Source organism: Pseudomonas sp. WT-JTC, assembly GCF_056711565.1.
This window is the reverse complement of the sequence record NZ_CM160042.1, coordinates 2,665,364-2,688,465: the sequence shown is the minus strand read 5'-3', so window position 1 is coordinate 2,688,465 and position 23,102 is coordinate 2,665,364. Positions and strand designations below refer to the sequence as shown.

The window sequence follows — 23,102 nt, the reverse complement described above, 5'->3', positions numbered from 1 at the left end:
CTCTCAACTTGAGGAAACCCAAATGAAATCCATGAAAGTTCTCTTCGTAGCCGCCGCTCTGACCGCTTCTTCTCTGGCAATGGCCACAGGTGGCGGTGATCGCACCTTCACTCGCATGGAGTCGGCCCGAAAAGTCTCGATGGAAGCCTTCCAGGTTGCCCAGAAACAGAAAGCTGAAGCCGCTGTAGCCCAAAGCAAAGCCAAGGTCTCCGATCACAGCAACAGCTGATCCGTGTAACGCGCCAGGAGGCCGCCGCAAATGTGCGGCCTCAACCCTCAAATGCAGCACCCAAGGTGCTGCTGGCGCTGGTTTGACCGAGATCCCCTTGGAACCACGCTTATGCCAGCCTCGCATATCCGCCCCTTACCCGCGCCACTGCTCAAACCTGGAGAAACGGTCGTCTTGTTCGACGGTATCTGCAAGCTGTGCAATGGCTGGGTGAGGTTCCTGATTCGCCATGACCGCCAGCGGCGCGTGCGGTTGGCGGCGGTTCAGTCACCCGAGGGGCAGGCTCTGCTCGCGTGGGCAGGTTTACCCCTGGATCAATTCAACACCATGGCGGTGATCCGCGACCGGCACTACTGGGAACGTTCGGAAGCATTTTTCGAAGTCATTGCCCGGTTTCCCGCACGCTGGCGCCCCGTGAACCTGTTGCGCATCTTCCCTCGCAAGCTTCGAGACTGGGCATACGACCGCATTGCGCTCAATCGTTATCGTCTCTTCGGGAAATACGACACCTGCCTGTTGCCTGATCCTGATCATGAACAGCGCTTTTTGAAAACGCCCCTATAACCCCCCCCTCAAACGCATTGACTGGATCGCCTGTGGCCGGCCGGCGTTCATGTTTGGCTACCACAGCCTGATTCCTGCGCACGACGCCGTCCACCGACCCTCCCTCTGAAAGTACAGCCGCCAGGCGAAATTGAGACGAATGTTCTGATTCGTGTCGGTCGCTTGTATCGAAATGATATGTATTTACTTACAAAAGATAATCGTTATTATTCGCGCGAAAATTCACACAAAAGGTGTCCATGGTGGCTCTATCGCGCATTTACCCAGCCTCTCTGTCGTTGCTGGGCGTTCTGGTCGTACCTGATCTACAGGCAGAAACCGAGACTGCTCTGACCCTGCCGGCAACCGCTGTAAACAGTGAGTACAACGAGCAGAGCTATATGTTGACCGAGAGCAGGAGTGCATTGAAGATCGATGCCCCGCTACGTGATATTCCGCAAACGGTGAACGTGATTCCCCAGAGCGTGATCAAGGACCAGGGCGCGCAGTCGATGGAAGACGTGCTGAAGAATGTCCCGGGGATCGGTCTGTCCAATGGCGATGGCCAGCGCGACCAGGTCACCATCCGCGGCTTCAGCGCCATCGGCGACATGTACATCGACGGTATCCGTGACGACGCCCTGTACTTCCGCGATCTGTCCAACGTCGAGCGCGTGGAAGTGATCAAGGGGCCCGCAGCGGTGCTCTATGGCCGCGGCTCATCCGGTGGCCTGATCAACAGCATCAGCAAAAAGCCCAACTTCGACCCCAAACAGGAAGTGGGTGTCAGCTTCGACAGCGAAGGTAAAAAGCGCACGCAGTTCGACGCTGGCTGGGCCGATCAACAGCAGAACGACAAGGCGTTCCGGGTGACCGGTGCGCTGGAAAACAGCGACACCTTCCGCGATGACGGCTATATCGACCGCAAGGCCATTGCACCTTCGGCTTACTTCAAGCTCTCCGACGATCTGGAATTGAACCTGGGTGCCAGCTATCTGTATGACAGGCGCCTGATCGACTTCGGCATCCCGGCGCGAGGCGATCGTCCGGTCGATGTGGATCGTGGCAAACGCTTTGGTGCTGCCGACCCGGATGACGACTACACCCGCAGCGAGGTGTTTTCGTTCACGGCCGGTGTCGACTACCGGATCAACGACGACTTCAGCCTGAGCAACACCAGCCGCTACTACCACTACGACCTGGATCGCAACAATACACTCGCCGACTCCAGCCCGACACGCTTCGTCACCGCCGCCAATGGCGAACTGTTGGTCAAGCTCAACCGCGGCAATGTGCAGCGCAAGGAGGATGGCTGGTTCAACCAGACCGAGCTCAAGCAACAGGCTACGCTCGCCGGGATGAACCACAACCTGCTTTATGGCGTGGAACTGGGGCGCCAGGTCAAGGACCAATCCGTGTTCAGCCAGAACAACGTGGCGCAGGTTCCGGTGTACCGCGATGGCTTGGTCGACGTGCCGTTCCAGGCCAACCGGCAAACCGCCAAGGGCACCAATACCCAGGACACGGCCGGTTTCTACGTCCAGGATCTCATCGAGTTGGCGCCAAAGTGGAAGGCGCTGGTGGGCGTGCGTTATGACGTGTTCGACCAGGAATATTCCGACGACCTGACGCACAGTTCCCTGTCCCGAACCGATACCACCTGGAGCCCGCGAGTCGGCCTGGTTTATCAGCCGGATCAGGTTCAGTCCTATTACGTCTCGGTGAGTCGTTCCTACCAGCCTTCTGCTGAAATGTTCGCCCTGAGTACGACGAACCAGGACCTGGAACCAGAAGAGACCACCAACTTCGAGATCGGCGGCAAGTGGGACCTGCTCGACAATCGCCTGGCGTTGACGGCGGCGCTGTTCCGTCTGGAACGCACCAATATGAAAACCAGCGATCCGGCGAACCCGAGCAAACTGGTACTGGCGGGTGAGCAGCGTACCGATGGCCTCGAACTGACCGCCAGCGGACAGTTGAGCGACAAATGGCAGGTCTATGCCGGTTACGCCTATCTGGATGCCGAGATCACCAAATCCAACAGCCGAACCAACGGTGTCGCCAACGAAGGCCAGACTCCGACCCTGACCCCGCGCCACAGCGCCAATGTGTGGTTGGTACGCTCTTTGACACAGCAATGGCGTGTAGGCATGGGGGCGAACTATGTCGATGACCGTTACACCTCCCTGGATAACCAAGTGGTCATGCCGGCCTACACCACCGTGGACGCAGCCTTGCTCTACAACCTGCCGAAATGGGACATGGCCCTGCGTTTGCGTAACGTCTTCGACAAGGACTATTACGCCTCGGCGCATGGCTCCGTGGACCTGATCACACCCGGTGCGCCACGGACTCTGGAATTGAGCACCAACTATCGATTCTGAGTGCGGTACTGAGAACAAAGCCCGGTAGTGCGACACTGCCGGGCTTTTTATTGATAGAGGCTCCACATGCGTCTGATGTGTGCGGTTGTTGTATCAAAACAGCCACAGCGCATCAGCCCGGTTTATCTCCTGTCCACAACATTCTCGCCGCGCTTGAATCGGTGGGTATTTCACCTGGCCGAAAGAGCAGATGCAATTACCCATCAGAGCCATGAACTTGAGAAAACTGCACAAGCCGGAGGTGGCGACAGGCAGCAACTGGCCGTTCACTGCCAGTCATGGTTGCTAGAGGGGCGGGTCAAATCCGTTGCAAATGGCTGCCAGCCCCAACTGGAGCCCATGCATCGCGGCTTCTTCGAAGAACGCCGATTCTGCGGGCTGTCGACAGTTCTCCCGGTTCCAGGGCAACAGCAGGTCAGAGTTGAGGTAGTGATGCACGATCGGGTCAATCGCGACATAGGCCTGGCTGTCGTAATGATTGCGCCAGCCAGGTTACCGGGTAGTTGCTTTGAATCGATACCTGCTCGTCAGGCGCAACAGGACCAGGCTTTACGCCCAGCAGGAAATTCGAGTAACCCAGTCTACACGTCAGTGTCTTGAGGTTCCCCAGCCAGTCCTCGAAGCGCTCCGTCTTACCGAGTTGTACCAGATCATCCATTACCAGCATGGTCATTCCCTTCCATGGTCACACTGTTCGACGGTGCTCTCATCCTGATATAGAACGAGGGAAATCGAGCCCCGTCATTAAAGTGGGGTGGTGACGTAGTGACAGGGAGCGTTGAAATCAATATGCCAGCAAAGGACCCGACAATCGCTCACTCAGTCGTCGGGGCCGGGGCTTTGCTGCCCAAGCGGATCAGCTCATTGGAGAAACACAGTCCGACGATGATCAGTGCCGCCCCCGCGAACAGGCTTTCGCGTGGTACTTCATGGAGCACCACAAACGCCAGCAGCGCGGCGAACAGCGGCTCGGTCAGTTCCAGCGCCTGCACTTGGGATGGCTTGAGATATTCGATGGCCTTGGTGGTGCAAAAGAAGCCGAGGATGGTCGGCAGCGCGGCCAGCGCCAGCAGTGCGGCGATCGCCAATGGCGACAGCTCGCCGATCACGAAACCATCGGCCGCAGCCGGCATCAGCAGGTACAGACTGCCAAAAAACAGCAATTGCCGGGTGAGGTGCAGCCCCCCGGACACGCCCATCCGCTTCATGGCAACCGAAAAGGCCCCATAGCCGCAGCCGGCCATGGAGGCAAGCGCAGCGCCTTGCAGGGTAAAGCCCTGTTGCAGGTCGGCGCCAAAGATCACCGCGATCCCGGCGATGGCCAGTGCAGCGCCCACGGTCGCGTTCGCGGTGATGGCATCCTTGAGGAAAATGCGCCCCAGGATGATCGAGGAAATCGAGGCACTGGCCATCAGCACCACCACTACACCTGCCGCAGCGTAATGCCGATAGGCGGACGTTTCGAAGTGAAACAGCACGAAGATGCCCAGGAAGGCGCAGATTGCCGCCTGAGTCCATTTGGCCGTGGACGCCGGGCGCTTGAGGAAAAGCAACAGGATCGAAAGTAGCATGCAACCCAGCAGGGTCTTGATGACAGCCACACTGCTGGCAGTGAAGCCATTACTCATGAGGACTTTGCTAAGCACACCGATCGTCGCGTTCAGTGCCGCGGCGGAGAGTGCAAACATGACGCCTTTGCTGAAACTGGATTGCATTGATGACGGTCCCTGTCGTTGCTTTGTCGTTAGATAGAATGCCGGCCCACATCGACGGCACCAAGTTCGAGGATACAAAGCCCCCGCCAAACCCGGCATTGATTGTGGCATAAACCGGATCGCCCGGCAGAATCCTGTGGGCCTTCTTGAGATTCCAGTGGGCGTCCTGCCCATGCACGTAAAAACTGTTACCTATGTGCTTGAACTGTTTTGTTACCTATGTAGGTGAGTCACACCCTCAGGATCTCTTGCCGGTTTTTTTGTAATGCTTGACTCGTCCTGAGCAAGGGGCAAGTCCCGGCACTTACAGTGGCAAGGTATTACAGTGCTTGATCTCCTTGACCGAAAACCCGGTGTACATTTCCTTGATACTGCCGAGTGTACGTATGCGATGCATGGCGAGTTCATGGAATGCCTCCATGTCTTTGACGACTACCTGCAAGAGGTAGTCGTATTTCCCCGACACTTTATGGCAGGCAATAATGTTGGGCAGCGCCAGAACGCCCGCTTCGAAATGCTCCATGGCGTCCTCGGAGTGACTATCGAGGGTGACGCTGATGAAAGCAAAAAGTCCCAGCCCCATGGTCTTTGGGTTCAAGTGCGCGTGATACCCGACAATCACCTCCTCTTCCAGGCGCTTCAGGCGCTTCCAGCAGGCTGGCGCTGACAGGCAGACACGAGCGGCGATCTCGGCGTTCGTCAGGCGACCATTCGTTTGCAGAATTTCCAGAATTGAACGATCAACCTTATCCATTTCCATCATGTGTTCTCTCCCTTTAACAATGAGTACGCGGCAGGGCGATCGGCCCCATCCCGCAGGTCCTTGATCAAGCATCCATTTCTAGAAACAACGGATATTAGAAAGAAAATTACGTAACGAACACATTTTGGATAATTAACGTCTGAAAATAATTAAATACAGATCCGTTTCGAAAGCTAATTTTCGAGGCGCTGAAATACAATTTCTTGTCACTTCCGACACCCAAGCCACACGCCCTGACAATAAAAACAAGTAACAACGGAGGCAATATTGAGCATTTTCAGAACAAAAGACCTGGACGCAATGATTGCTGCTGCCCGAGCGCCTTCCGGGTTGAAAAAAGTGCTGGGGCCGATGGATCTGGTCCTGATTGGTATCGGTGCAATCGTGGGGACGGGCATCTTTGTATTGACCGGAACCGGCGCATTGACTGCGGGACCGGCCCTCATGGTTTCATTCCTGTTAGCGGCGTTGGCCTGTGCATTTGCAGCGCTCTGTTATGCCGAGTTCGCCTCATCCGTACCGGTAGCAGGCTCGATTTACACCTACAGCTACGCGACGCTGGGAGAGTTGGTGGCCTGGATGATCGGCTGGGATCTGATGCTCGAATACGGACTGGCCAGTTCGGCTGTGTCTGTTGGGTGGTCGGGTTACTTCCAGTCCCTGCTGAGCGGATTTGGGCTGAATCTTCCGGTTGTGCTTACGGCGGCTCCAGGCTCTTTGCCCGGTGTGGAAACCTGGTTCAACCTGCCCGCGCTGGTGATTATGCTGGCAATTACCTGGATGCTTTCCATGGGCATCAAGGAATCCGCGCGCGTAAACAACGTGATGGTGATCATCAAGATCGCCGTGGTGCTGCTCTTCATCGCCGTTGGTGCGCGACATGTTCAGCCGGCTAACTGGCAACCTTTCGCTCCCTTCGGTGGCCAAGGCATTTTGAGTGCTTCGGCCTTGGTTTTTTTTGCTTTTATTGGTTTCGATGCAGTTTCCTCTGCCGCCGAAGAAGTGAAAAAACCGGCGCGTGACCTCCCCATCGGCATTATCGGTTCCCTGGCCGTTTGTGCGGTGTTGTACGTTGCCGTTTCAATGATCATGACCGGCATCGTGCCCTATGCCCAATTCCTTGGCGTTGATCACCCGGTCTCATTGGCGTTGCAACATGCCGGTGAAAGCTGGGTTGCCGGGTTCGTCGATTTAGGCGCAATCATTGGCATGACGACTGTCATTCTGGTTATGGCTTACGGTCAAACCAGGATCATCTACGCGATGTCGCGCGACGGACTGCTTCCCCAGCGCCTTTCCAGGGTTCATCCACGATTCGGTACCCCGTTTTTCGCCACTTGGATGGTCGGAATAGCATTCGGGCTGATCTCGGCACTGATTCCGCTGAACGTCCTCGCCGAGCTGATCAATATCGGTACGTTGGCCGCGTTCAGTCTGATCTCGGTGGCAGTGATCGTATTGCGCAAGACCCGACCCGATCTCCCTCGCGCATTCAGATGCCCGGGCGTGCCCGTTGTTCCGTTGCTCGCCATCGTGTTCTGCGTAACCTTGATGACCTTCCTCAAGCAGACGACCTGGCTGGTATTTGGGGCGTGGTTGGCAATTGGCCTGGTGATCTACTTCGCCTATGCGAGGCGCCGCTCGTTGTTGCATTAATCCGGCATTTCGTCAGGTCACTCTGGAGTGTCAATCCTCACCTCATTTGTCCTGTTTTTTGTCAAAGCGAGCAGAACTTGTCATCAGGATCCGCTGTGAGGATTGCAACACTTCTTCAATGGGGCCAGCCCTGTCGTCAGTGCGATTGCATTCTAGTACTTGGCCGGTGTTGAGCGTGGTCGCCCTGGCCACTCTGTAGTTCGCGCAACAGGGATCGCAGGTAGCTTAAAGGGTCGATTGCTGCCCTTGGTGACAGGCAAAAACAGGCCAAAAGCTACCTTTCACGTAAGTAAATCGCAGTGGCCTGGCAATCCAACACCTGCAGACTTTGATTTGCTGATTCGGTGGCGCCGTCCCGAACTCGCGGAGCACGAGTTCGGGGTCTTCCAGATCGCCACGGATAGCGACGACCCTCAGACAGGCGCAGAGACAAAGCAGAGACCCTCTTGTGGAGAGTGCACCGACAGCAAGGCGCCTGGTGAAGCGCCTCGATTTGGCATGGCTACTAACGCCGTGGAACGCGTAGCGTCCGCCCGCTGTAAGGAGCCCCCATGACAAGTTCAGTTATGGGCGCTGGAAAAACCATTCAATCAATTCGTAGTGGAAATGCTCTGGGTCAAGCCGATCAGTACCGATAGGTTGCCTGCACTGAAACCCCATTCGCACTGTTGTCGTATTTGGCACTGTATTCCGGTTGAAGACCTGAGTTGTTCGACTGCTTCACCGAGACTTTGGAATCCCAGAGATAACCGTAAGCAAAGTCGATCGTCAGATCGGAACTCGGCGAATAAGCGCCACCCAGGGTCACGGCCTGGCGATTCCCGACGGGAACGCGCACGCTACGATCGGCATTGCCGATTGGCGACGGATCATAGGCGTAGCCTGCGCGTAGCAGCCATTGCCGGTTCAATTGAAAGGATGCGCCAACGGCGGTGGCCCAAGTGTCATGCCAGTTCATTTCTTCGGTCACACTTCCCAGGCCCGCCGCCTGGCCCAGGGGGGAAAGTCCGCTGTTGACTGCCTCGACCTTCTTGACCCGGCTCCAACGCTTCCAGGTGGCCCCCAGGTATCCCGTCCAGCGACTGTTGAAATGATGGGTGATAGAGGTGTCGACGGATTCGGGCATCGTGAGGTCTATCTTGTTGTCATACTTTCCGTCCAGCGGAATTACGCTCGGGGAGCCGCTAACCTCGGTATGCCCTTTGAGTTCATAATCCACCTTCGAGTGATAGTTAATCCCCCAACGGGTGGCATCACTCAAGTCAAACAAAACCCCGACGTTGTAGCCAAGTGCCGTGTCATCGCCCTTGATGGTGACCAGCGTGTCTTCGCCGTTGTTCAGGGCGCCGGTGGCCAGGTAGTTCTGAAGCTTTGCATCGAAGTGGTTTATGGTCGGCCCGCCACCAATGGACACGTAATCATTGATCCGCCAGGCAATGGTGGGCTGCAGGGTTATTTCCTTGGTCGTGCTATAGGATCCATGGTAACGGCCTTGAAAACTGCTCTCGTAATCATTGATCAGACCACTCGGGGCATACAGGCCCAGACCAATCGAAAAACGATCGTCAAGCGGCGTCGACATATAGGCAAAGGGCACAACCCCCAAAGGGACCGAGTCCCCTTTATTCGTTCCCTGGGCACTGCTCTGCGCATCACTGATGTCAACGTTCACCGAAACGACCGCGGCTCCGCCGGAAACCTCGGCACGTTTCAATTTGGTCAAACCTGCAGGGTTTCCAAAGATAGTGCTGGCGTCCAACGCGGAAGACGACCTCCCCGCATAAGCAGTACCCGCACTACTTGCACTTTGCTCGTTCAAGGCAATGCCGTTGGCGCCCGCGCTTGTTGAAACGCTGAGTATTGCCGCGGCACCTGTGAATTTGATCCAGGAAGACATTTTTTGCACAGCGCAGAGACACTGGGTTGCACGGTTGCTCAGTTTCATTTCCCACCTCGAATTGTTTTTATTGATTGGTGCGCAGGCAAAGCTTCGCCTTCCGGTGCACTTGGCAGTGCCGGTTGGCGTTGATCGAAGTTGCGAAAAAGGCCCTGGCGGATTAGTACCAGGGGCGGAGTATCGAATTTACGAAGACAACGTCAGGATCATTCAAGCCACTCCACCTGAAAGCTGTAGCGACCTAGAACAAGGGCCAGCGACTCTTGTTCTCGCCCGGCCCGGATGCACGCGACCAATCCACGTTGTTCATGCTGAATCACCTCGACCGCAATGTCCTTCAGGCACATGCGCTGCACTTCCTGCCGAATGACTCGGGCGACCTCATGCTGCTGCAAGGCGGGTTTGAAGATCTTGCCCACCGCCGTCAATGGCAGTGCCTCGAGGATTTCGATCCGCTTGGGAACAGCCGCTCGCTCACTGATGTGACGCTGGGCAAACTGCTCAAGTTCTTCAACGTCGCAGATGTGACCTGGTCGCAGTTGCACGTAGGCGACCGGCACTTCACCCGAATAGGCGTCCGGGCTGCCGATGGCAGCCGCCAACGCCACCGCTGGATGGGCTTGCAGTGCTTCCTCGATTTGCTTGGGATCGATATTGTGGCCGCCGCGGATGATCAGTTCCTTTTTGCGCCCGGTCAGCCAGAAGTAGCCATTTTCATCCTGACGCCCCAGATCGCCCGTATTCAGCCAGCGCTGACCATTGATCCCGATCCACAGGCCCCGGTTATGGCTTTCCTCAACGTAACCCTCGAACAGGTTCGGACCCGTGATGCTGATCAGGCCAATTTCGTCGATGTCGGCGTCGCGCAGATAATCTCCCGCGTCATCGAGCATGACTGCACGCATGTCCTGGTAGGCAATCCGTATACCGATGGAGCCGATATGGCGCTCGCCATGGGGCGGATTGACCGAGGAGACGCACGCGCCCTCCGTGAGTCCATAGCCTTCGAGGATCTTCACCCCGGTCCGGCCTTCAAACTCCCGGAAAAGTTCGACCGGCATCGGCGCGGCACCACACATGGCATAACGCAGGCTGGACAGGTCGCGGCCTTCCAGATCGTTTTGCAACAGTGCGGAATAGACCGTTGGAACGCCGGAGAAGAAGTTGATGCCGAAGTGCTCGACCATCTCCCAGAAGCGTGGGATCACACCCTCACCGCGATAACCCTGCGGCGTGCCGAGGATGACATGATCACCCTGCGTCCAGGGCATCAGGCCTGTCACCAGCTGAGCATTTACATGGAACAGCGGCAACCCGCAAAAAATGACCTGACCCCCGCCATGGGGTTGCATGTGAGTGGCCATGGCCCACGCGTTGAAGACCTCCGCCCCATGGGTACGCATCGCAATCTTGGGCTGCCCGGTGGTACCGCCGGTGCAGAAGTAAGAGGAACGATCCTCAGGGCGGAACAGCCGGGCACTCTTCAGGTGCGAGCCTGGCTGAGCATCCATCAACGTTCGTAATTCATGAATCGTGGCCCCCCTGTGCAACTCACGTTCTTTCTCCGCCAGGGATTCAAGGGATTCGCGCTGAGCGACATCGATATAGGGGCCCATGCCAACCCAAACGACGTGCTTGATCTCGGGAAGTTGATCCAGCTGCGAGGCCAGCTTGGGCCACAGGTCGCTGCCCGGCGTCGGTGCGAGCGTTACCACCACGCTGGCCTTGGCGGCCCGTAGCAAGGCCGCCATCTGTTTGGCCTCCTGCAGCGGATTGATCGCCATGACGACACCGGCCGCTTCCCCCCAGATAGTGAAGTGGGTTTCCGGCAGGTTGGGCAGGATGAAGGCCAGCACTTCACCCGGGGTAATGCCCAGGTCGTGGAAGGCATTCGCCGCGCGGGTGATATCTTCGACGAGTTCGGAGTAGCTCCAGCGGTGGGTGTTTCTGAAGCACGTGGCGTCGGCGAAGAAACTCAGTGCGGGCGCATTGGGAGAAAGCCCGGCCGTACGCGCCAGTGCTTCATAGGTGCTGCAAGCCAAGCCACGCTCCGATAATGGAGCCTGCTCGATACTTTCAATGTCGTTCAGAGATCGCACCATCATCTTCAGGCTTCCTCTACGACTCGGTTGCGTTGCACACCCAGGTCAATCACGCCATCCGCACTGCGAATGCGTGCCTCGACCACGTCTCCTGCCTTGAGATACTGCGTCCGCCCTTCCTGCGCCTTGAGGAACAGCTTCCACTTGGTGGCTTCCGGCATCAGGGCCGCAATGCGCTGTTTGGCGGGCGAAGGGATGGTCAGCGCGCATCCCGCCGGAGTACCGGTGGCGATCAGGTCGCCGGGGGCGAGATCCTGGACAGAGGAGAGTTCGGTCAGGGTTTCAGCGGGGCCATACACCAGGTTGGCCGTGCTGTCGCTTTGTCGCACCTCGCCGTTGACCGTCAGGCGCAACTGCAATGCTTTCAGGTAACGCATGTCCTGGGCGCCCAGCAGGCAGAGATACGGGCCGACCGGGCCAAACGTGCGGAAGCTCTTGCCCTTGTAGAACTGCATCTGCGGGATCTGAATGTCGCGTGCCGAGTAGTCATTGACGATGACCACACCGGCAATGAACTCATGCAGGTTGGCGTCGTTGACGGTCACTGCGCCGCTGATCACGCGTTTCATCACCAGCCCGAGTTCGATCTCATAGTCAAGGAAACGGACGTTGCGCGGCTTGATCAGGACGCTGTCTGCGGCCACCAGGCAACTGGTCGCCTTGGTGAACATCATGTTGTATTTCTTCGCATCCGGGTCCATGCCCGACTCGATCATGTGCTGTCGGTAGTTGGCCCCTTGGCAGACGAACTGTTGATTGCGGGTCACCGGCGACAGCAGCTTCACTTTGTGCGCCTCCAACTGAGTACCATTCAGTTGAGCGAGGTCATCGATACTGTTCTGGCAGATGAAGTCACCCGTGGTCTCAAAAGTGCCCGGGACAATCGTGATACGGTCTTGGCGCAACACGCCCCAGTGGATACCGTTCTCATACTCAAAGCGGACTACGTGTACAGCAGACATTGAAGGTACTCCTGGAGCAGCGTTTGTCCCGCGCTCGATGGCGCGAGAACTGTGGTGTTGTTCTGAGGGTGAGTTGGCGACGCTGTCGATCAACGGGCCGCCGGCCATACCGTGTAGCGTTGCCCGACATGGCGGCCGCTCTACCCGAACATCCGCATCAGCGTGATCAACTTGCGAATCGTCAAGTCCGGGCTGCGCCGCAGGTTGCGGATCAGCGCTCGTACATTGCTGAAGCTCATCCTGGGTTTGGTAAAGCTCTTGGGCATGCGCTGGCCCCACTGCGCCATTGCCTCGGGGCTCACGGGATGGATGCCCGTAGGTTGCATGGCGGTAAAAATATCCCCGTCGCAGTAGTGCTCGTGCTTGTCACCCCAGGGGTCTTGCCAGTAATCGAAGATCTGACTGCCCAGGATGTGCCGGCCGATTCCCCATGAGTGCTCCCAACCCCGCTCTCGCAGGACCCGTTGCCCCATGCCCACCGCGTCGGCGTCGACGACCTCATAGGCGCTATGGCTGTAGGTCGCCATGAACCCCTGGGCGATCGCGAGCGTATGGTGATCCGCAGGCTTGTCACCGAGATCAAGGCGCATGAAAGCGACGATGGGCGTGCCGTCGGGGAGTACCTGCACATCGCTGGGAATGAACCCGAAATACCGGGTGTACCAGGCACAGGTCGCCTGATAGTCGGCCACTTCGACGACGATATGACCCAGTTTGATGACTTCAGGCGGTGCAATCGGCGTGCGCTGCGTGGCGTTGATTCGCGATTGCTGTTGCGCCAGATTCCAGGGAAGCGGAGCTCTGTGTTCCAGGTTTTCACTGGGCGTCTGGTCGCAAACAGCCTCGACAATAAAACCGGAAGGATCGGTCAGCCTGACGTAGTGGCCGCCACCAGGGTGGGTCGGGGCCTCGACAGAAGATGCCCCTGGAATTTGCGTCAGCTTTTCCAGATCCCTGAGCGATCGAACTGCCAGGCCGAACCCGATAAAACCTGCCTTTTCTGCACGGTGCACGCGGTAACAATAGGCAGTTGGCGCTGTGCCGCGCAGATAGAGCATTTCGGCGTTCTGATGACTGACGGTCAGACCGAAGTCCGTCAGGAAGTGCGCCGCCTCATTCAAGTCCGGCCTTTGAAAAATCAGATGAGTCAGACCCTGGGCCTTCACCGTCGGTTGCGGATGTCGGGCAGGTTGTGGCGTCGTCAACTGGGGGATTTCATTTTTGTTGTTCATTGTTCTTGTTTTCCGGTTTTTTCGGGCAAAGCGTCCCCGAACCCCTGAAAATGCCAGGGGTTTGTTCGTGGTGTCGGTTACTGCGTTTAGTCGATCGGAGGAAGCGTCGGCAACTCTACGGTCGCCAGCGCTCTAGCCTCCTCGAGAGGCACGCCCAAGGCCCGCAGCACGAGTTCGGCCGTGTCAGATCCCGATTCGCGCCATGTTCTGTGCCCTTCCAGAACCAGGAAAATGGAGCCGAGGACACTGCTCGATATCAGCGTAAGAACCGAGAGCAATTGCTCTTGCTGAAACTGGTACCGGCCGGTGGAAAGTCCACTCAGAAGATCCGTCGTCGCCTGGCTGGAAAACATTTCACGCAACGAAGCGTTGCTCATGGCGAACTTATGGATGAATGCCCCCCAGTGGGAGTCTTCGTGAGCCCGACGGATGAAGAACCGGATGCCATTGGCCAGGCGTTGAGCGGGATCGGAGAGGGAGTTGAAGCTCTTGTTGACCCGTTCATGCATCTCTCTCGCGAGATGGCTGGCGACCGCCTCGAACAGGCCTTCCATGCTCTCGATGTTGCTATAAACCGTGCCGCGCGCCACCCCTGCCTCTTGCGCAAGGTCGAGGATGTTCACTTGCGAGGTGCCTTTTTCCGCGAACAAGCGAAAAGCGGCCTGGTGAATGCGGCGCTGTGTTGGATTCAGAAGTTCCACGGTCTCTCTCCAGAATTGCCTTATGGGTCAATTGAACACACGTGTTCGATTGACGTCAATCTGGTTTTTGCAATGAGAGGCTATTTTTTCGAATAAAAATCGCGACCGCCCTTTATTTGTCTTATTTAGCGAAGGGCTTTCAAGGCGATAGGGCGAATTTTAGATACATTCGCACTGAAATACTTGAACACGCATGTTCAGAAGCTAATGCAGTCGCAGGGCGGTCCATCAAGTCGCCTGATGCCAGTCGCGTCGTTGATCAGGCAAGAACCCAGATCAGGCAGGTAGTGGCTTTGCAGCGATTTTCCGGGCTTTGGGAGGCGTTACGCCCAGCGCCTGGAGGATCATTTCGGCGACCCGCACATCGTGCTCCAGCACTGCACGGCCCTCGACAATCGCGCGCATTGCCCCGGTTGTGCACGATACGACCATATCCAGGGCGATGCCTTCTTCCTCGTAAGTGAAAATGCCCTCCCGCAGCCCTGCACGCAGGTCGCCAAGCACATGGTCAGCCAAACGCGAGCGCATGGCCTGGTCGTAATGGATGATGCGCAGCAACGCATTCGCCCATTGGTGGTCAGCAGCGGCCCGACACACGAACATGCGTACGCCAATCGAAAGCCGCTGTGCTCCGCACTGCACGTCCGTGCTCAGGACGGAAATGGCGTCAGAGAACTCGGCGGCCATGGCAATGCCCACCGCTTCGAGGACTTCATCACGCGTTCGGAAATAGTTGTAGATGGTGCCGTTGGATACCGCCGCCTCGGCGGCGACTTCGAACAATGCGATCTCCCCCACCTCCTTGCGTGCGACAAGTCGCAATGCCGCGTCCATCAGACCGCGACGGGTGCGCTCACGCTTCTTGTGCCCCCTGGTGAGAGGTTCTGGCGCAGCAGCTTCTGAAGGAGGTGTGGGGAAATCCATGATCAAGCTCGTAATTTAATCGGCTCGTTGATAGTAATGGAAACGCCGTCAGGAGTGGCGTCATCACTCATCAGCAGGCCCCGACAGTCTCGAAGGAGCTTGCTGGCCTCTGTGCCTGGGGCGTGGTGCATGATGATACGGTCAGGACGAACCGCGACCAGCGTTCCTTTCGCAGCCAGCGGCAGGATGTCATGGTTCATGTCTTCGATGAAGTCACAACGGCCGCCGGAGCGTTGACCGCGGGAACGGACCTCCAGGAAGTGACCGCCCATCTTTTCCCAGCAAACGATCTGATCAGTAGTGAGCAGTGACAACGGGTCGACACCGAATCCAACCAGGGTCAGGTTGTCTCCCAGTGCATCGTCGCTCAGCTTGATCTGCTTTTGCAGGGTGCGAATCCAGGCTTGGGGAAACAGGCTGCCACGTACCAGCTTGTCACCCCGACGATGTTGCACGAACAGGCCGTGCTTGAAGGTGTTCTTCGGTTTGATGTCCAACTGCTCGAAGTACCTTCTGGTCGCGGGAGTAAACGCCAGCATGCGCATCAGGCCGTGGATGAAGAAAGCCGCGATCCTGTTCTTGGGCATGACCAGACGGCCCATCATTTTTGCCAGATTGATCATCGCCCGAGCATGCGGGCGACGCTCTACATCGTAGGTATCGAGTATCGCCGGCGCGGCGTGGCCACGAAGGACCCAAGCCAGCTTCCAGGCAAGGTTGGCGCCATCACGAAGGCCCGCTACGAGACCCTGCCCGACGAAGGGAGGGGTAATGTGCGCGGCGTCGCCAACGAGGAACGTACGTCCCTTGCTGAATCGGTTGCAGCAACGAGCGTGGAATCGATACACCGCCTTGCGCTCGATTTCCAGTTCCTGCGGATTGACCCATGGCGCAATGAGCCGGGCGATGCTTTCCGGGCTTTCCAGCTCCTCCCGGGATTCACCGGGTTGCAACATGAATTCCCAGCGTTCCCTTCCACCGGGGGCAGGCATGTGTGGCGTGGGCCGCTGCGGATTACAGATAAACTCAATGTGATCAATGGCTGACTGATGCCGGTTTTTCGCATCGACAATCAGCCAGTCCTCTGCATAGGTTTGTCCTTCGAACTCCTGGCCGATCAGCGCCCTGACCCTGGAACTGGCGCCATCCGCACCGATCAGGTACCGGGCGCGAACAGCATGCGAGTGCCCATCCTGATCCCGTACGGTGGCGACCACGCAATCGGCTTCCTCGACCAGACCCTCCAGTTCGAAACCACCCAGGCTGGTCACTGATTTCAGTCGGGAAACCTGGCCACGCATCGCTCGCTCGAGGTCGGGTTGATAGAAGGTCACAAGCTTGGGATGGCCGTCGATACACCCTTCTGTATTGGCTCGACCGAATTGCCCGAGGACCGGAGAGTGCATCTTCACTTCCGGGATAACGATCTTCTCGAAAGCGTCCTCCGACAATCCGGCGAGTTGCAGGATACGCAGGGCCTCGTTGTCCAGAGCAATGGCACGAGGCATCAGTACGATTTCATGGAGCTTGTCCAGCACCAGGGTCGTAACCCCGTAACGGCCGAGCAGCGCCGCGATTGTCGCACCTACCGGACCGTAACCGACGACCAGCACATCGACGGCGGAGGGAGGCAATTGGGAAACTTTTTTGTTGTTGTTCATCTCGAGCCCTTGTTGTGATTGAAGTCGTGAGGCGCGCAGGTCTCATCGTCAGGCATCACCAAGGTATGCAATATTGAGAGATATTTCAATATTGACGCTTTTGTCATTAAGCTTTCAATCATTGCCAATCCACAGGAAGAGGCATTCAGGAGCGCCAGGGACTTGCGAATCGAGTCCGTGAACGGAGCAATAACCAATGAGTAGCTATGCTTGATGTGTCGCCAGCCCCTGATAGCAACATCGTGAAAGGAGGTGTTTGAAATGCAACTCATCACGTTGAAAATCGATAAGCCGGAAGTGACGAACTTCATTTTGGGTCAGACGCACTTCATCAAGTCCGTCGAGGACATCCACGAAGCGCTGGTCAATGCCGTGCCCGGTATCCAGTTTGGCGTGGCCTTTTGTGAAGCCTCCGGCAAATGCCTGGTGCGGTGGTCTGGCACCGATGCCTCAATGATCGAGCTTGCGCAGAAGAATGCAAAAGCCATCGCCGCAGGCCATAGCTTCATCGTTTTCCTGGGCGACGGTTTCTATCCGCTGAACGTGTTGAACACCCTCAAAATGGTCCCGGAGGTATGCCGTATTTTTTGTGCAACGGCCAATCCAACCGAGGTGGTTCTCGCCGAGACGGAACAAGGGCGCGCCATCCTGGGCGTCGTGGATGGTTTGCGTGCCACTGACATTGAAGGCGATGAAGACATCCTGTGGCGCAAGAACCTGTTGCGGCAGATTGGCTACAAGCAGTGAGGCGGGTGCCGGGTCTCGACTGATTCGTCTCCGATGAACCGCCCTCCCACCGCGCCGGTCAAGCAGTCCCTCACATAAAACCAATAGGAATAATAAAATAATTATTAATTCCTTTGAAGAATATAAACAATCTCCTATAACTGTCCGAAACCGGACACCTCGCAAGTGTTCCCTGGCAAACAGCACTTCAACAAAAATTGCCCGACAGCAACACACCAACCAAAAAAATCAAATAAAACCCTTTAGTTTCATATAGATAAATATTGGTTCGGTTCTTGCTGAGTACTGCCACCGACTCTGTTTGTAGAGCGACAGCACAGGAATCAGACAATGACTGCCCCCTTGAACGTAATCGCAGTATCCGGCGGTGCCTACCGCCCTTCTCGTACCCAGGTTCTCAGCCAGGCCATTCTCGACGAGGTCGCAAACCGTCTGAATATCGTTGGCCGGGTCATCGAGCTTGCCGATCTCGCCCGCGCCGTGGGTGGCGCCCTCAGCCGCAAAGAGCTACCTGCCGAAGTCGAGGCACAGTTGCAGGCCATCGAAAACGCCGACCTGTTGATTGTCGCTTCGCCGGTTTATCGCGGTTCCTATCCGGGCCAGTTGAAGCACCTGTTTGACCTGATCGGCCAGGACGCCCTGATCGACACGCCGGTGCTGCTCGCCGCTACTGGCGGCAGCCCTCGTCACGCGCTGGTGATCGATCACCAGTTACGGCCGCTGTTCAGCTTCTTCCAGTCGCTGACCCTGCCGTTGGGCGTGTATGCAAGCGAATCCGACTTCAGCAATTACCGTATCAACTGCGACCTGCTCCAGGCCCGCATCGGCCTGGCCGTAGAACGCGCCCTGCCATTTTTCAGCAGCCACCAACGCTTGCGCCAGAGCGCCTGAGGAGCAGAACGATGAATGTTTTCTGGTTCCTCCCAACCCACGGCGACGGGCACTTCCTTGGCACCAGCCAGGGCGCTCGCCCGGTGACCCTCAACTACCTCAAGCAGATTGCCCAGGCGGCGGATGGCCTGGGCTATTACGGGGTGTTGATTCCGACCGGGCGCTCCTGCGAGGACTCGTGGGTCATTGCATCGGCCCTGGCCCCGCTGACCGAACGCCTGCGCTATCTGGTGGCGATTCGCCCGGGGATCATCTCGCCAACGGTGTCCGCACGCATGGCCGCCACCCTTGACCGGTTATCTGGCGGGCGCTTGCTGATCAATGTGGTGACCGGTGGTGACCCCGACGAAAACCGTGGCGATGGCATCCACCTCAGCCATGCCGAGCGTTATGAAGTCACCGACGAATTCCTGCAGATCTGGCGCCGGGTGCTGCAAGGTGAATCCGTGGATTTCCATGGCAAGCATTTCCAGGTGGAAAACGCCAAGGCGCTCTATCCACCCGTGCAGCGACCTTACCCCCCGCTCTACTTCGGTGGCTCTTCGGACGCGGCCCATGACCTGGCGGCCGAGCAGATCGATGTTTATCTGACGTGGGGTGAGCCGCCGGCTGCGGTGGCCGAAAAGATCGCCGATGTCCGCGCCCGTGCAGCCAGGCATGGACGGACCGTGAAGTTCGGTATCCGTCTGCATGTCATCGTGCGCGAGAGCGCAGCCGAAGCCTGGCAGGCCGCCGACCGACTGATCGAGCACATATCCGACGAGACCATTAGCGCTGCGCAAAAGTCATTCGCACGCTTCGACTCCGAAGGCCAGCGTCGCATGGCCGCCCTGCATGACGGTCGCCGGGACAACCTGGAAATCGCCCCCAACCTGTGGGCTGGCGTCGGTCTGGTGCGCGGTGGCGCAGGCACGGCACTGGTCGGCGATCCACAACAGGTGGCCGCACGCATCAAGGAATACGCAGACCTTGGCATCGAAAGCTTCATCTTTTCCGGTTATCCGCACCTCGAAGAAGCCTATCGCTTTGCCGAACTGGTGTTCCCTTTGTTACCCGAACCCTATGCCAGCCTGGCAGGTCGGGGAGTGACCAATCTCACCGGGCCCTTCGGCGAAATGATCGCCAATGATGTCCTGCCACGGACACAGAACGCATGAACCTGTCACCCACCAGCCACCACAGAACCAACGAGGAATTGCGCGTGAGCCCCCAACCACAAACGACTGTACTGAGCCCCTTGCAGATCGCGCGCAAACTGGCCGCCACCTTCGCGCAAACCGCCGCCGAACGGGACGAGCACGGCGGTACGCCGAAGGCCGAGCGCGATGCCCTTCGCCACAGCGGCTTGCTGGCCCTGAGCATCCCCACCCGGTTCGGTGGCCTGGGTGCCGACTGGAGCGAGACACTCGGCGTAGTCCGTGAGTTTGCCAAGGTCGACAGCTCGATCGCCCACGTCTTCGGCTTCCAGCACCTGATGCTGGCAACCGTGCGCCTGTTCTCGCGGCCCGAACAATGGCAACCCTGGTTCGAACAGACCGCCCGCAACAACTGGTTTTGGGGCAATGCCCTCAACCCGCTCGACACCCGCACCGTGGTGAAATCGTTTGATGGATGGCGTGAGTTTTCCGGCAAGAAAAGTTTCTGCTCCGGTGCCAGCGACTCGGAAATGCTGATCGCTTCAGCGGTCGACGAAAACGCCGGCGGCAAGCTGCTGATCGCTGCCATTCCCAGTGGCCGGACCGGCATCACCCTGCATGGCGACTGGGACAACATGGGCCAGCGGCAGACGGACAGTGGCAGCGCCACCTTTGAACGCGTACGGGTGGAAGAGTCTGAGCTGCTGCTTGATCCAGGCCCCCTGAGTACGCCGTTTGCCTGTCTGCGCCCACTGATCGCCCAACTGCACTTTGCCCACATTTTCCTCGGCATCGCCGAAGGGGCGTTCGAGGAAGCACGTCATTACACCCTCAAGGAGGGACGCCCGTGGTTCACCTCCAAGGCCCGCCATGTCAGCGAGGATCCCTACATCCTGCGCCACTACGGCGAGTTCTGGGTCGGCCTGGAAAGCGTGCGTGTGCTGGTTGAGCGTGCCGCGGCACAACTCGACGAAGCCTGGCGCAAGGGACACGGCCTGGGCAGCGAAGAGCGTGCGCAACTGGCGCTTTCGATCGCCTGCGCCAAAGTGGCAGCGACCCGTACCGGCCTCGATCTGTGCACCCGTCTGTTTGAAGTCACCGGGGCGCGGGCGACTCATGCCTCACTGCGGTTCGACCGTTATTGGCGCAACCTGCGCACCCAGACGCTGCATGACCCGGTGGACTACAAGATTCACGAACTGGGTGACTGGGCGCTGAACCAGAACCGCCCTACCCCTACTTTTTACTCATGAGCGAGGGAGCCCATGCAACTGCTGACTCTGCCCCCATCCCCATCGTTGGCGACGTCGATCCGCGCCACCGCCCAGGTCTTCGAAGACCCCAAGTCGCAAGCCTTGCTCGCCCATTTGCAACAGGTTGCGCCGAGCGAGGCCAGCGTCCTGATCATTGGTGAAACCGGAACCGGGAAGGAGTTGGTCGCACGCCATATCCATAACCTCAGCCGGCGCAGCCAGGGTCCTTTTGTGGCCGTCAACTGCGGCGCCTTCTCCGAATCACTGGTCGAGGCCGAACTGTTCGGCCATGAGAAAGGCGCCTTTACCGGCGCCATCAGCGCCAAGCCGGGCTGGTTCGAAGAGGCCAACGGCGGCACCCTGTTCCTCGATGAGATTGGCGATCTGCCAATGCCTGTGCAGGTCAAGCTGCTGCGTGTGCTGCAGGAGCGTGAAGTGGTGCGACTGGGGTCGCGCAAGAGCATCGCGATCAACGTCCGGGTGTTGGCGGCGACCAATGTGCAGCTGGAGAAAGCGATCAACGCCGGACATTTCCGCGAGGACCTCTACTACCGCCTCAACGTGGTCAGCCTGCATCTGCATCCGCTGCGCGACCGCCCCGGCGACATTCTGCCCCTGACCCGACACTTCATTCGTACCTACAGCGAACGCCTGGGGTATGGACAGATTGCCCTGAGTGCCGACGCCGAACGCAAGCTGGCGGACTATGGTTGGCCCGGCAACATTCGCGAACTGGAAAACGTCATCCACCACACCTTGCTGATCTGCCGCGACGGTCTCGTGCGGCAGGAGGATTTGCGCCTGTCGAACTTGCGTATCGAGCGCCAGGAGGAAAGAGTCAGCACCTCTGAAGAATCTGCCCAGGCGCTCCTGCAACGGGCGTTCAAGCGACTGTTCGAAGAACACCAGGGGGCGCTTTACGAGAAGGTCGAGGACAGCTTGCTGCGCGCCGCCTACCAGTTCTGCCATCACAACCAGGTGCATACCGCCAGCTTGCTCGGTCTCTCGCGCAACGTGACCCGGGCACGCCTGATTGCCATCGGTGAACTGGTGGTCAACAAACGTCGCACCACCGATCACGAGCCGGACAATCGGGTTATCCAGCTATCGATTTGATTGCCCGGCACTGCCGCCGCCGAAGGCCGACTCAGGCGCCGGCCTGCTCGACCCGATCGGCAATCTGTCGTGCCTGTTGCAGCAACACGTCCAACCCACCAACGGCGGCCTCCACGCGCACCCGCAGGCAACCCAGCGCGCGACCCTGGATGCGCTCGATACCGCCTTGCACCAAATGCGTCCGGCAGCCGAACAGCGCGGCGATGGCCGACAGCTCCGGCTCGTGGCCGCTGGCACCGGTGTAGTGCAGATCCAGCAGTATTTCGGCCGGCTCCTGTGCTGATGGCTCCGGCGCTGACGACACGTCATGATCAGCAGGCAGCAACGTGCCAAGCAAGGCGCGGGTGACGTGGTGTCGAGGGTCACCGAACACTTGCCAGACGTCGCCCTGCTCCACCACCCGGCCATGCTCCATGACCACCACACGGTCACACAGATCGCGGATCACCTCCATCTCGTGGGTGATCAGCACGATGGTCAGCCCCAGGCGCCGATTGATATCGCGCAGCAACGCCAGAATCGCTTGGGTGCTCTCCGGATCGAGTGCCGAGGTTGCCTCGTCACACAGCAGCAAATCGGGCTGCAACACCAGTGCCCGGGCAATGCCGACCCGCTGTTTTTGCCCACCGGAGAGTTGTGCCGGGTAGGCGTCACGCTTGTCCTCCAGACCCACCAGACGCAACAGTTCGTCAACTCTTCGCTCGCGCTCGGCGCGCCCGATGCCCGCCAGTCGCAGCGGCAGGCCAACGTTGTCGCCGACGGTCCTGGAGGCCATCAAGTTGAAATGCTGGAAGATCATCCCGGTGCGCTGGCGCAAACCGGCCAGGCGTGCGCGATCGAAGCCGACGATATCCTCGCCCTCGATCAATACCTGGCCGCTGCTCGGTTGTTCCAGACGGTTGAGTGAGCGCAGCAGCGAGGATTTTCCGGCGCCGCTGCGACCAATGATGCCGAACACTTCACCGCGGCGAATGTCCAGATTGATGTCGTGCAACGCTTGCACGCTCTGCTGCCCGACCCGGTAATGCTTGCCCAGCCCCACCAGGCGTATATGCACGGCAGCGGCCAGGGCCTGCGGATTGAAACTGACCATGAATGAAAGTCCTGCACAAACAAAAGTGACCACGCCCCCCGACACCCGCGGGGCGTACGCTAAAACGCGTGCACCGGCACCTCACGGCACCGGTGGC

Annotated in this window: 21 protein-coding genes; 9 read left to right on the top strand and 12 right to left on the bottom strand. The window is 58.3% G+C overall.

Features of this window, described 5'->3' with window-relative positions:
- Positions 1-22: 22 nt before the first annotated feature.
- The 3 genes from AC06G5_RS12320 to AC06G5_RS12310 all read left to right on the top strand — a co-directional run bounded on the left by AC06G5_RS12320 (position 23) and on the right by AC06G5_RS12310 (position 3,156).
- On the top strand, positions 23-229 hold the full coding sequence (locus AC06G5_RS12320) for a co-regulatory protein PtrA N-terminal domain-containing protein (RefSeq protein WP_413422351.1): 207 nt from the start codon (positions 23-25) through the stop codon (positions 227-229).
- 111 nt (positions 230-340) lie between these two features.
- Positions 341-793, top strand: a complete 453-nt coding sequence (locus tag AC06G5_RS12315) for a thiol-disulfide oxidoreductase DCC family protein (RefSeq protein WP_413422353.1) — start codon at positions 341-343, stop codon at positions 791-793.
- 239 nt (positions 794-1,032) lie between these two features.
- Positions 1,033-3,156, top strand: coding sequence for a TonB-dependent receptor (locus AC06G5_RS12310; RefSeq protein ID WP_480459568.1), 2,124 nt, complete (start codon positions 1,033-1,035; stop codon positions 3,154-3,156).
- 285 nt (positions 3,157-3,441) lie between these two features.
- Here the strand turns inward: AC06G5_RS12310 and AC06G5_RS12305 are convergent, their stop codons facing one another.
- The 4 genes from AC06G5_RS12305 to AC06G5_RS12290 all read right to left on the bottom strand — a co-directional run bounded on the left by AC06G5_RS12305 (position 3,442) and on the right by AC06G5_RS12290 (position 5,634).
- The gene (locus AC06G5_RS12305; protein WP_480459567.1) at positions 3,442-3,594 is read right to left on the bottom strand and encodes a hypothetical protein; all 153 of its coding nucleotides are present in this window, start codon (positions 3,592-3,594) and stop codon (positions 3,442-3,444) included.
- Positions 3,595-3,601: 7 nt separating this feature from the next.
- Positions 3,602-3,829, bottom strand: coding sequence for a hypothetical protein (locus AC06G5_RS12300; RefSeq protein WP_413422359.1), 228 nt, complete (start codon positions 3,827-3,829; stop codon positions 3,602-3,604).
- A 142-nt stretch (positions 3,830-3,971) separates the two neighbouring features.
- The gene (locus AC06G5_RS12295) at positions 3,972-4,871 is read right to left on the bottom strand and encodes a DMT family transporter (RefSeq protein ID WP_413422361.1); all 900 of its coding nucleotides are present in this window, start codon (positions 4,869-4,871) and stop codon (positions 3,972-3,974) included.
- Between the two features lie 304 nt (positions 4,872-5,175).
- Positions 5,176-5,634 (bottom strand): Lrp/AsnC family transcriptional regulator, encoded by a 459-nt coding sequence (locus AC06G5_RS12290; RefSeq protein ID WP_413422363.1) that lies wholly within the window; start codon positions 5,632-5,634, stop codon positions 5,176-5,178.
- A gap of 267 nt (positions 5,635-5,901) precedes the next feature.
- Here AC06G5_RS12290 and bcaP point away from each other — a divergent pair, with 267 nt between their 5' ends.
- A complete protein-coding gene (gene bcaP, locus AC06G5_RS12285; RefSeq protein ID WP_413422365.1) occupies positions 5,902-7,290 on the top strand; it encodes a branched-chain amino acid transporter BcaP in 1,389 nt (462 codons plus the stop codon).
- Between the two features lie 625 nt (positions 7,291-7,915).
- On the opposite strand, the gene AC06G5_RS12280 is transcribed toward bcaP, so the two are convergent.
- From AC06G5_RS12280 to mhpA, 7 genes are all read right to left on the bottom strand, one after another.
- The gene (locus AC06G5_RS12280; protein ID WP_413422367.1) at positions 7,916-9,235 is read right to left on the bottom strand and encodes an outer membrane protein transport protein; all 1,320 of its coding nucleotides are present in this window, start codon (positions 9,233-9,235) and stop codon (positions 7,916-7,918) included.
- Between the two features lie 158 nt (positions 9,236-9,393).
- The gene (locus AC06G5_RS12275; protein ID WP_480459565.1) at positions 9,394-11,292 is read right to left on the bottom strand and encodes an acyl-CoA synthetase; all 1,899 of its coding nucleotides are present in this window, start codon (positions 11,290-11,292) and stop codon (positions 9,394-9,396) included.
- A gap of 2 nt (positions 11,293-11,294) precedes the next feature.
- Positions 11,295-12,251, bottom strand: a complete 957-nt coding sequence (locus AC06G5_RS12270; RefSeq protein ID WP_413705079.1) for a fumarylacetoacetate hydrolase family protein — start codon at positions 12,249-12,251, stop codon at positions 11,295-11,297.
- Positions 12,252-12,391: 140 nt separating this feature from the next.
- Positions 12,392-13,483: a VOC family protein gene (locus tag AC06G5_RS12265; RefSeq protein ID WP_480459562.1), complete on the bottom strand. Its 1,092-nt coding sequence runs from the start codon at positions 13,481-13,483 to the stop codon at positions 12,392-12,394.
- An 86-nt stretch (positions 13,484-13,569) separates the two neighbouring features.
- Complete coding sequence (locus AC06G5_RS12260; RefSeq protein ID WP_413422375.1) at positions 13,570-14,184, bottom strand: TetR/AcrR family transcriptional regulator; 615 nt, start codon at positions 14,182-14,184, stop codon at positions 13,570-13,572.
- A gap of 276 nt (positions 14,185-14,460) precedes the next feature.
- The gene (locus AC06G5_RS12255; protein WP_413705080.1) at positions 14,461-15,108 is read right to left on the bottom strand and encodes a TetR/AcrR family transcriptional regulator; all 648 of its coding nucleotides are present in this window, start codon (positions 15,106-15,108) and stop codon (positions 14,461-14,463) included.
- 2 nt (positions 15,109-15,110) lie between these two features.
- Positions 15,111-16,769, bottom strand: a complete 1,659-nt coding sequence (gene mhpA, locus AC06G5_RS12250; protein ID WP_480459559.1) for a bifunctional 3-(3-hydroxy-phenyl)propionate/3-hydroxycinnamic acid hydroxylase MhpA — start codon at positions 16,767-16,769, stop codon at positions 15,111-15,113.
- A gap of 261 nt (positions 16,770-17,030) precedes the next feature.
- Between mhpA and AC06G5_RS12245 the strand changes: the two genes are divergently transcribed.
- From AC06G5_RS12245 to AC06G5_RS12225, 5 genes are all read left to right on the top strand, one after another.
- Positions 17,031-17,516 (top strand): adenosine-specific kinase, encoded by a 486-nt coding sequence (locus AC06G5_RS12245; RefSeq protein WP_413422381.1) that lies wholly within the window; start codon positions 17,031-17,033, stop codon positions 17,514-17,516.
- Positions 17,517-17,846: 330 nt separating this feature from the next.
- Entirely contained in the window at positions 17,847-18,407 is a 561-nt protein-coding gene (msuE, locus tag AC06G5_RS12240) for an FMN reductase (protein ID WP_413422383.1), read from the top strand.
- 11 nt (positions 18,408-18,418) lie between these two features.
- Positions 18,419-19,564: an FMNH2-dependent alkanesulfonate monooxygenase gene (gene ssuD / locus AC06G5_RS12235; RefSeq protein WP_480459556.1), complete on the top strand. Its 1,146-nt coding sequence runs from the start codon at positions 18,419-18,421 to the stop codon at positions 19,562-19,564.
- Positions 19,565-19,608: 44 nt separating this feature from the next.
- Positions 19,609-20,796, top strand: coding sequence for an acyl-CoA dehydrogenase family protein (locus AC06G5_RS12230; RefSeq protein WP_480459554.1), 1,188 nt, complete (start codon positions 19,609-19,611; stop codon positions 20,794-20,796).
- Positions 20,797-20,808: 12 nt separating this feature from the next.
- Positions 20,809-21,912: a sigma-54 interaction domain-containing protein gene (locus AC06G5_RS12225; RefSeq protein WP_413422389.1), complete on the top strand. Its 1,104-nt coding sequence runs from the start codon at positions 20,809-20,811 to the stop codon at positions 21,910-21,912.
- A gap of 31 nt (positions 21,913-21,943) precedes the next feature.
- On the opposite strand, the gene AC06G5_RS12220 is transcribed toward AC06G5_RS12225, so the two are convergent.
- Complete coding sequence (locus tag AC06G5_RS12220) at positions 21,944-23,005, bottom strand: methionine ABC transporter ATP-binding protein (protein WP_480459553.1); 1,062 nt, start codon at positions 23,003-23,005, stop codon at positions 21,944-21,946.
- Between the last annotated feature and the right edge of the window lie 97 nt (positions 23,006-23,102).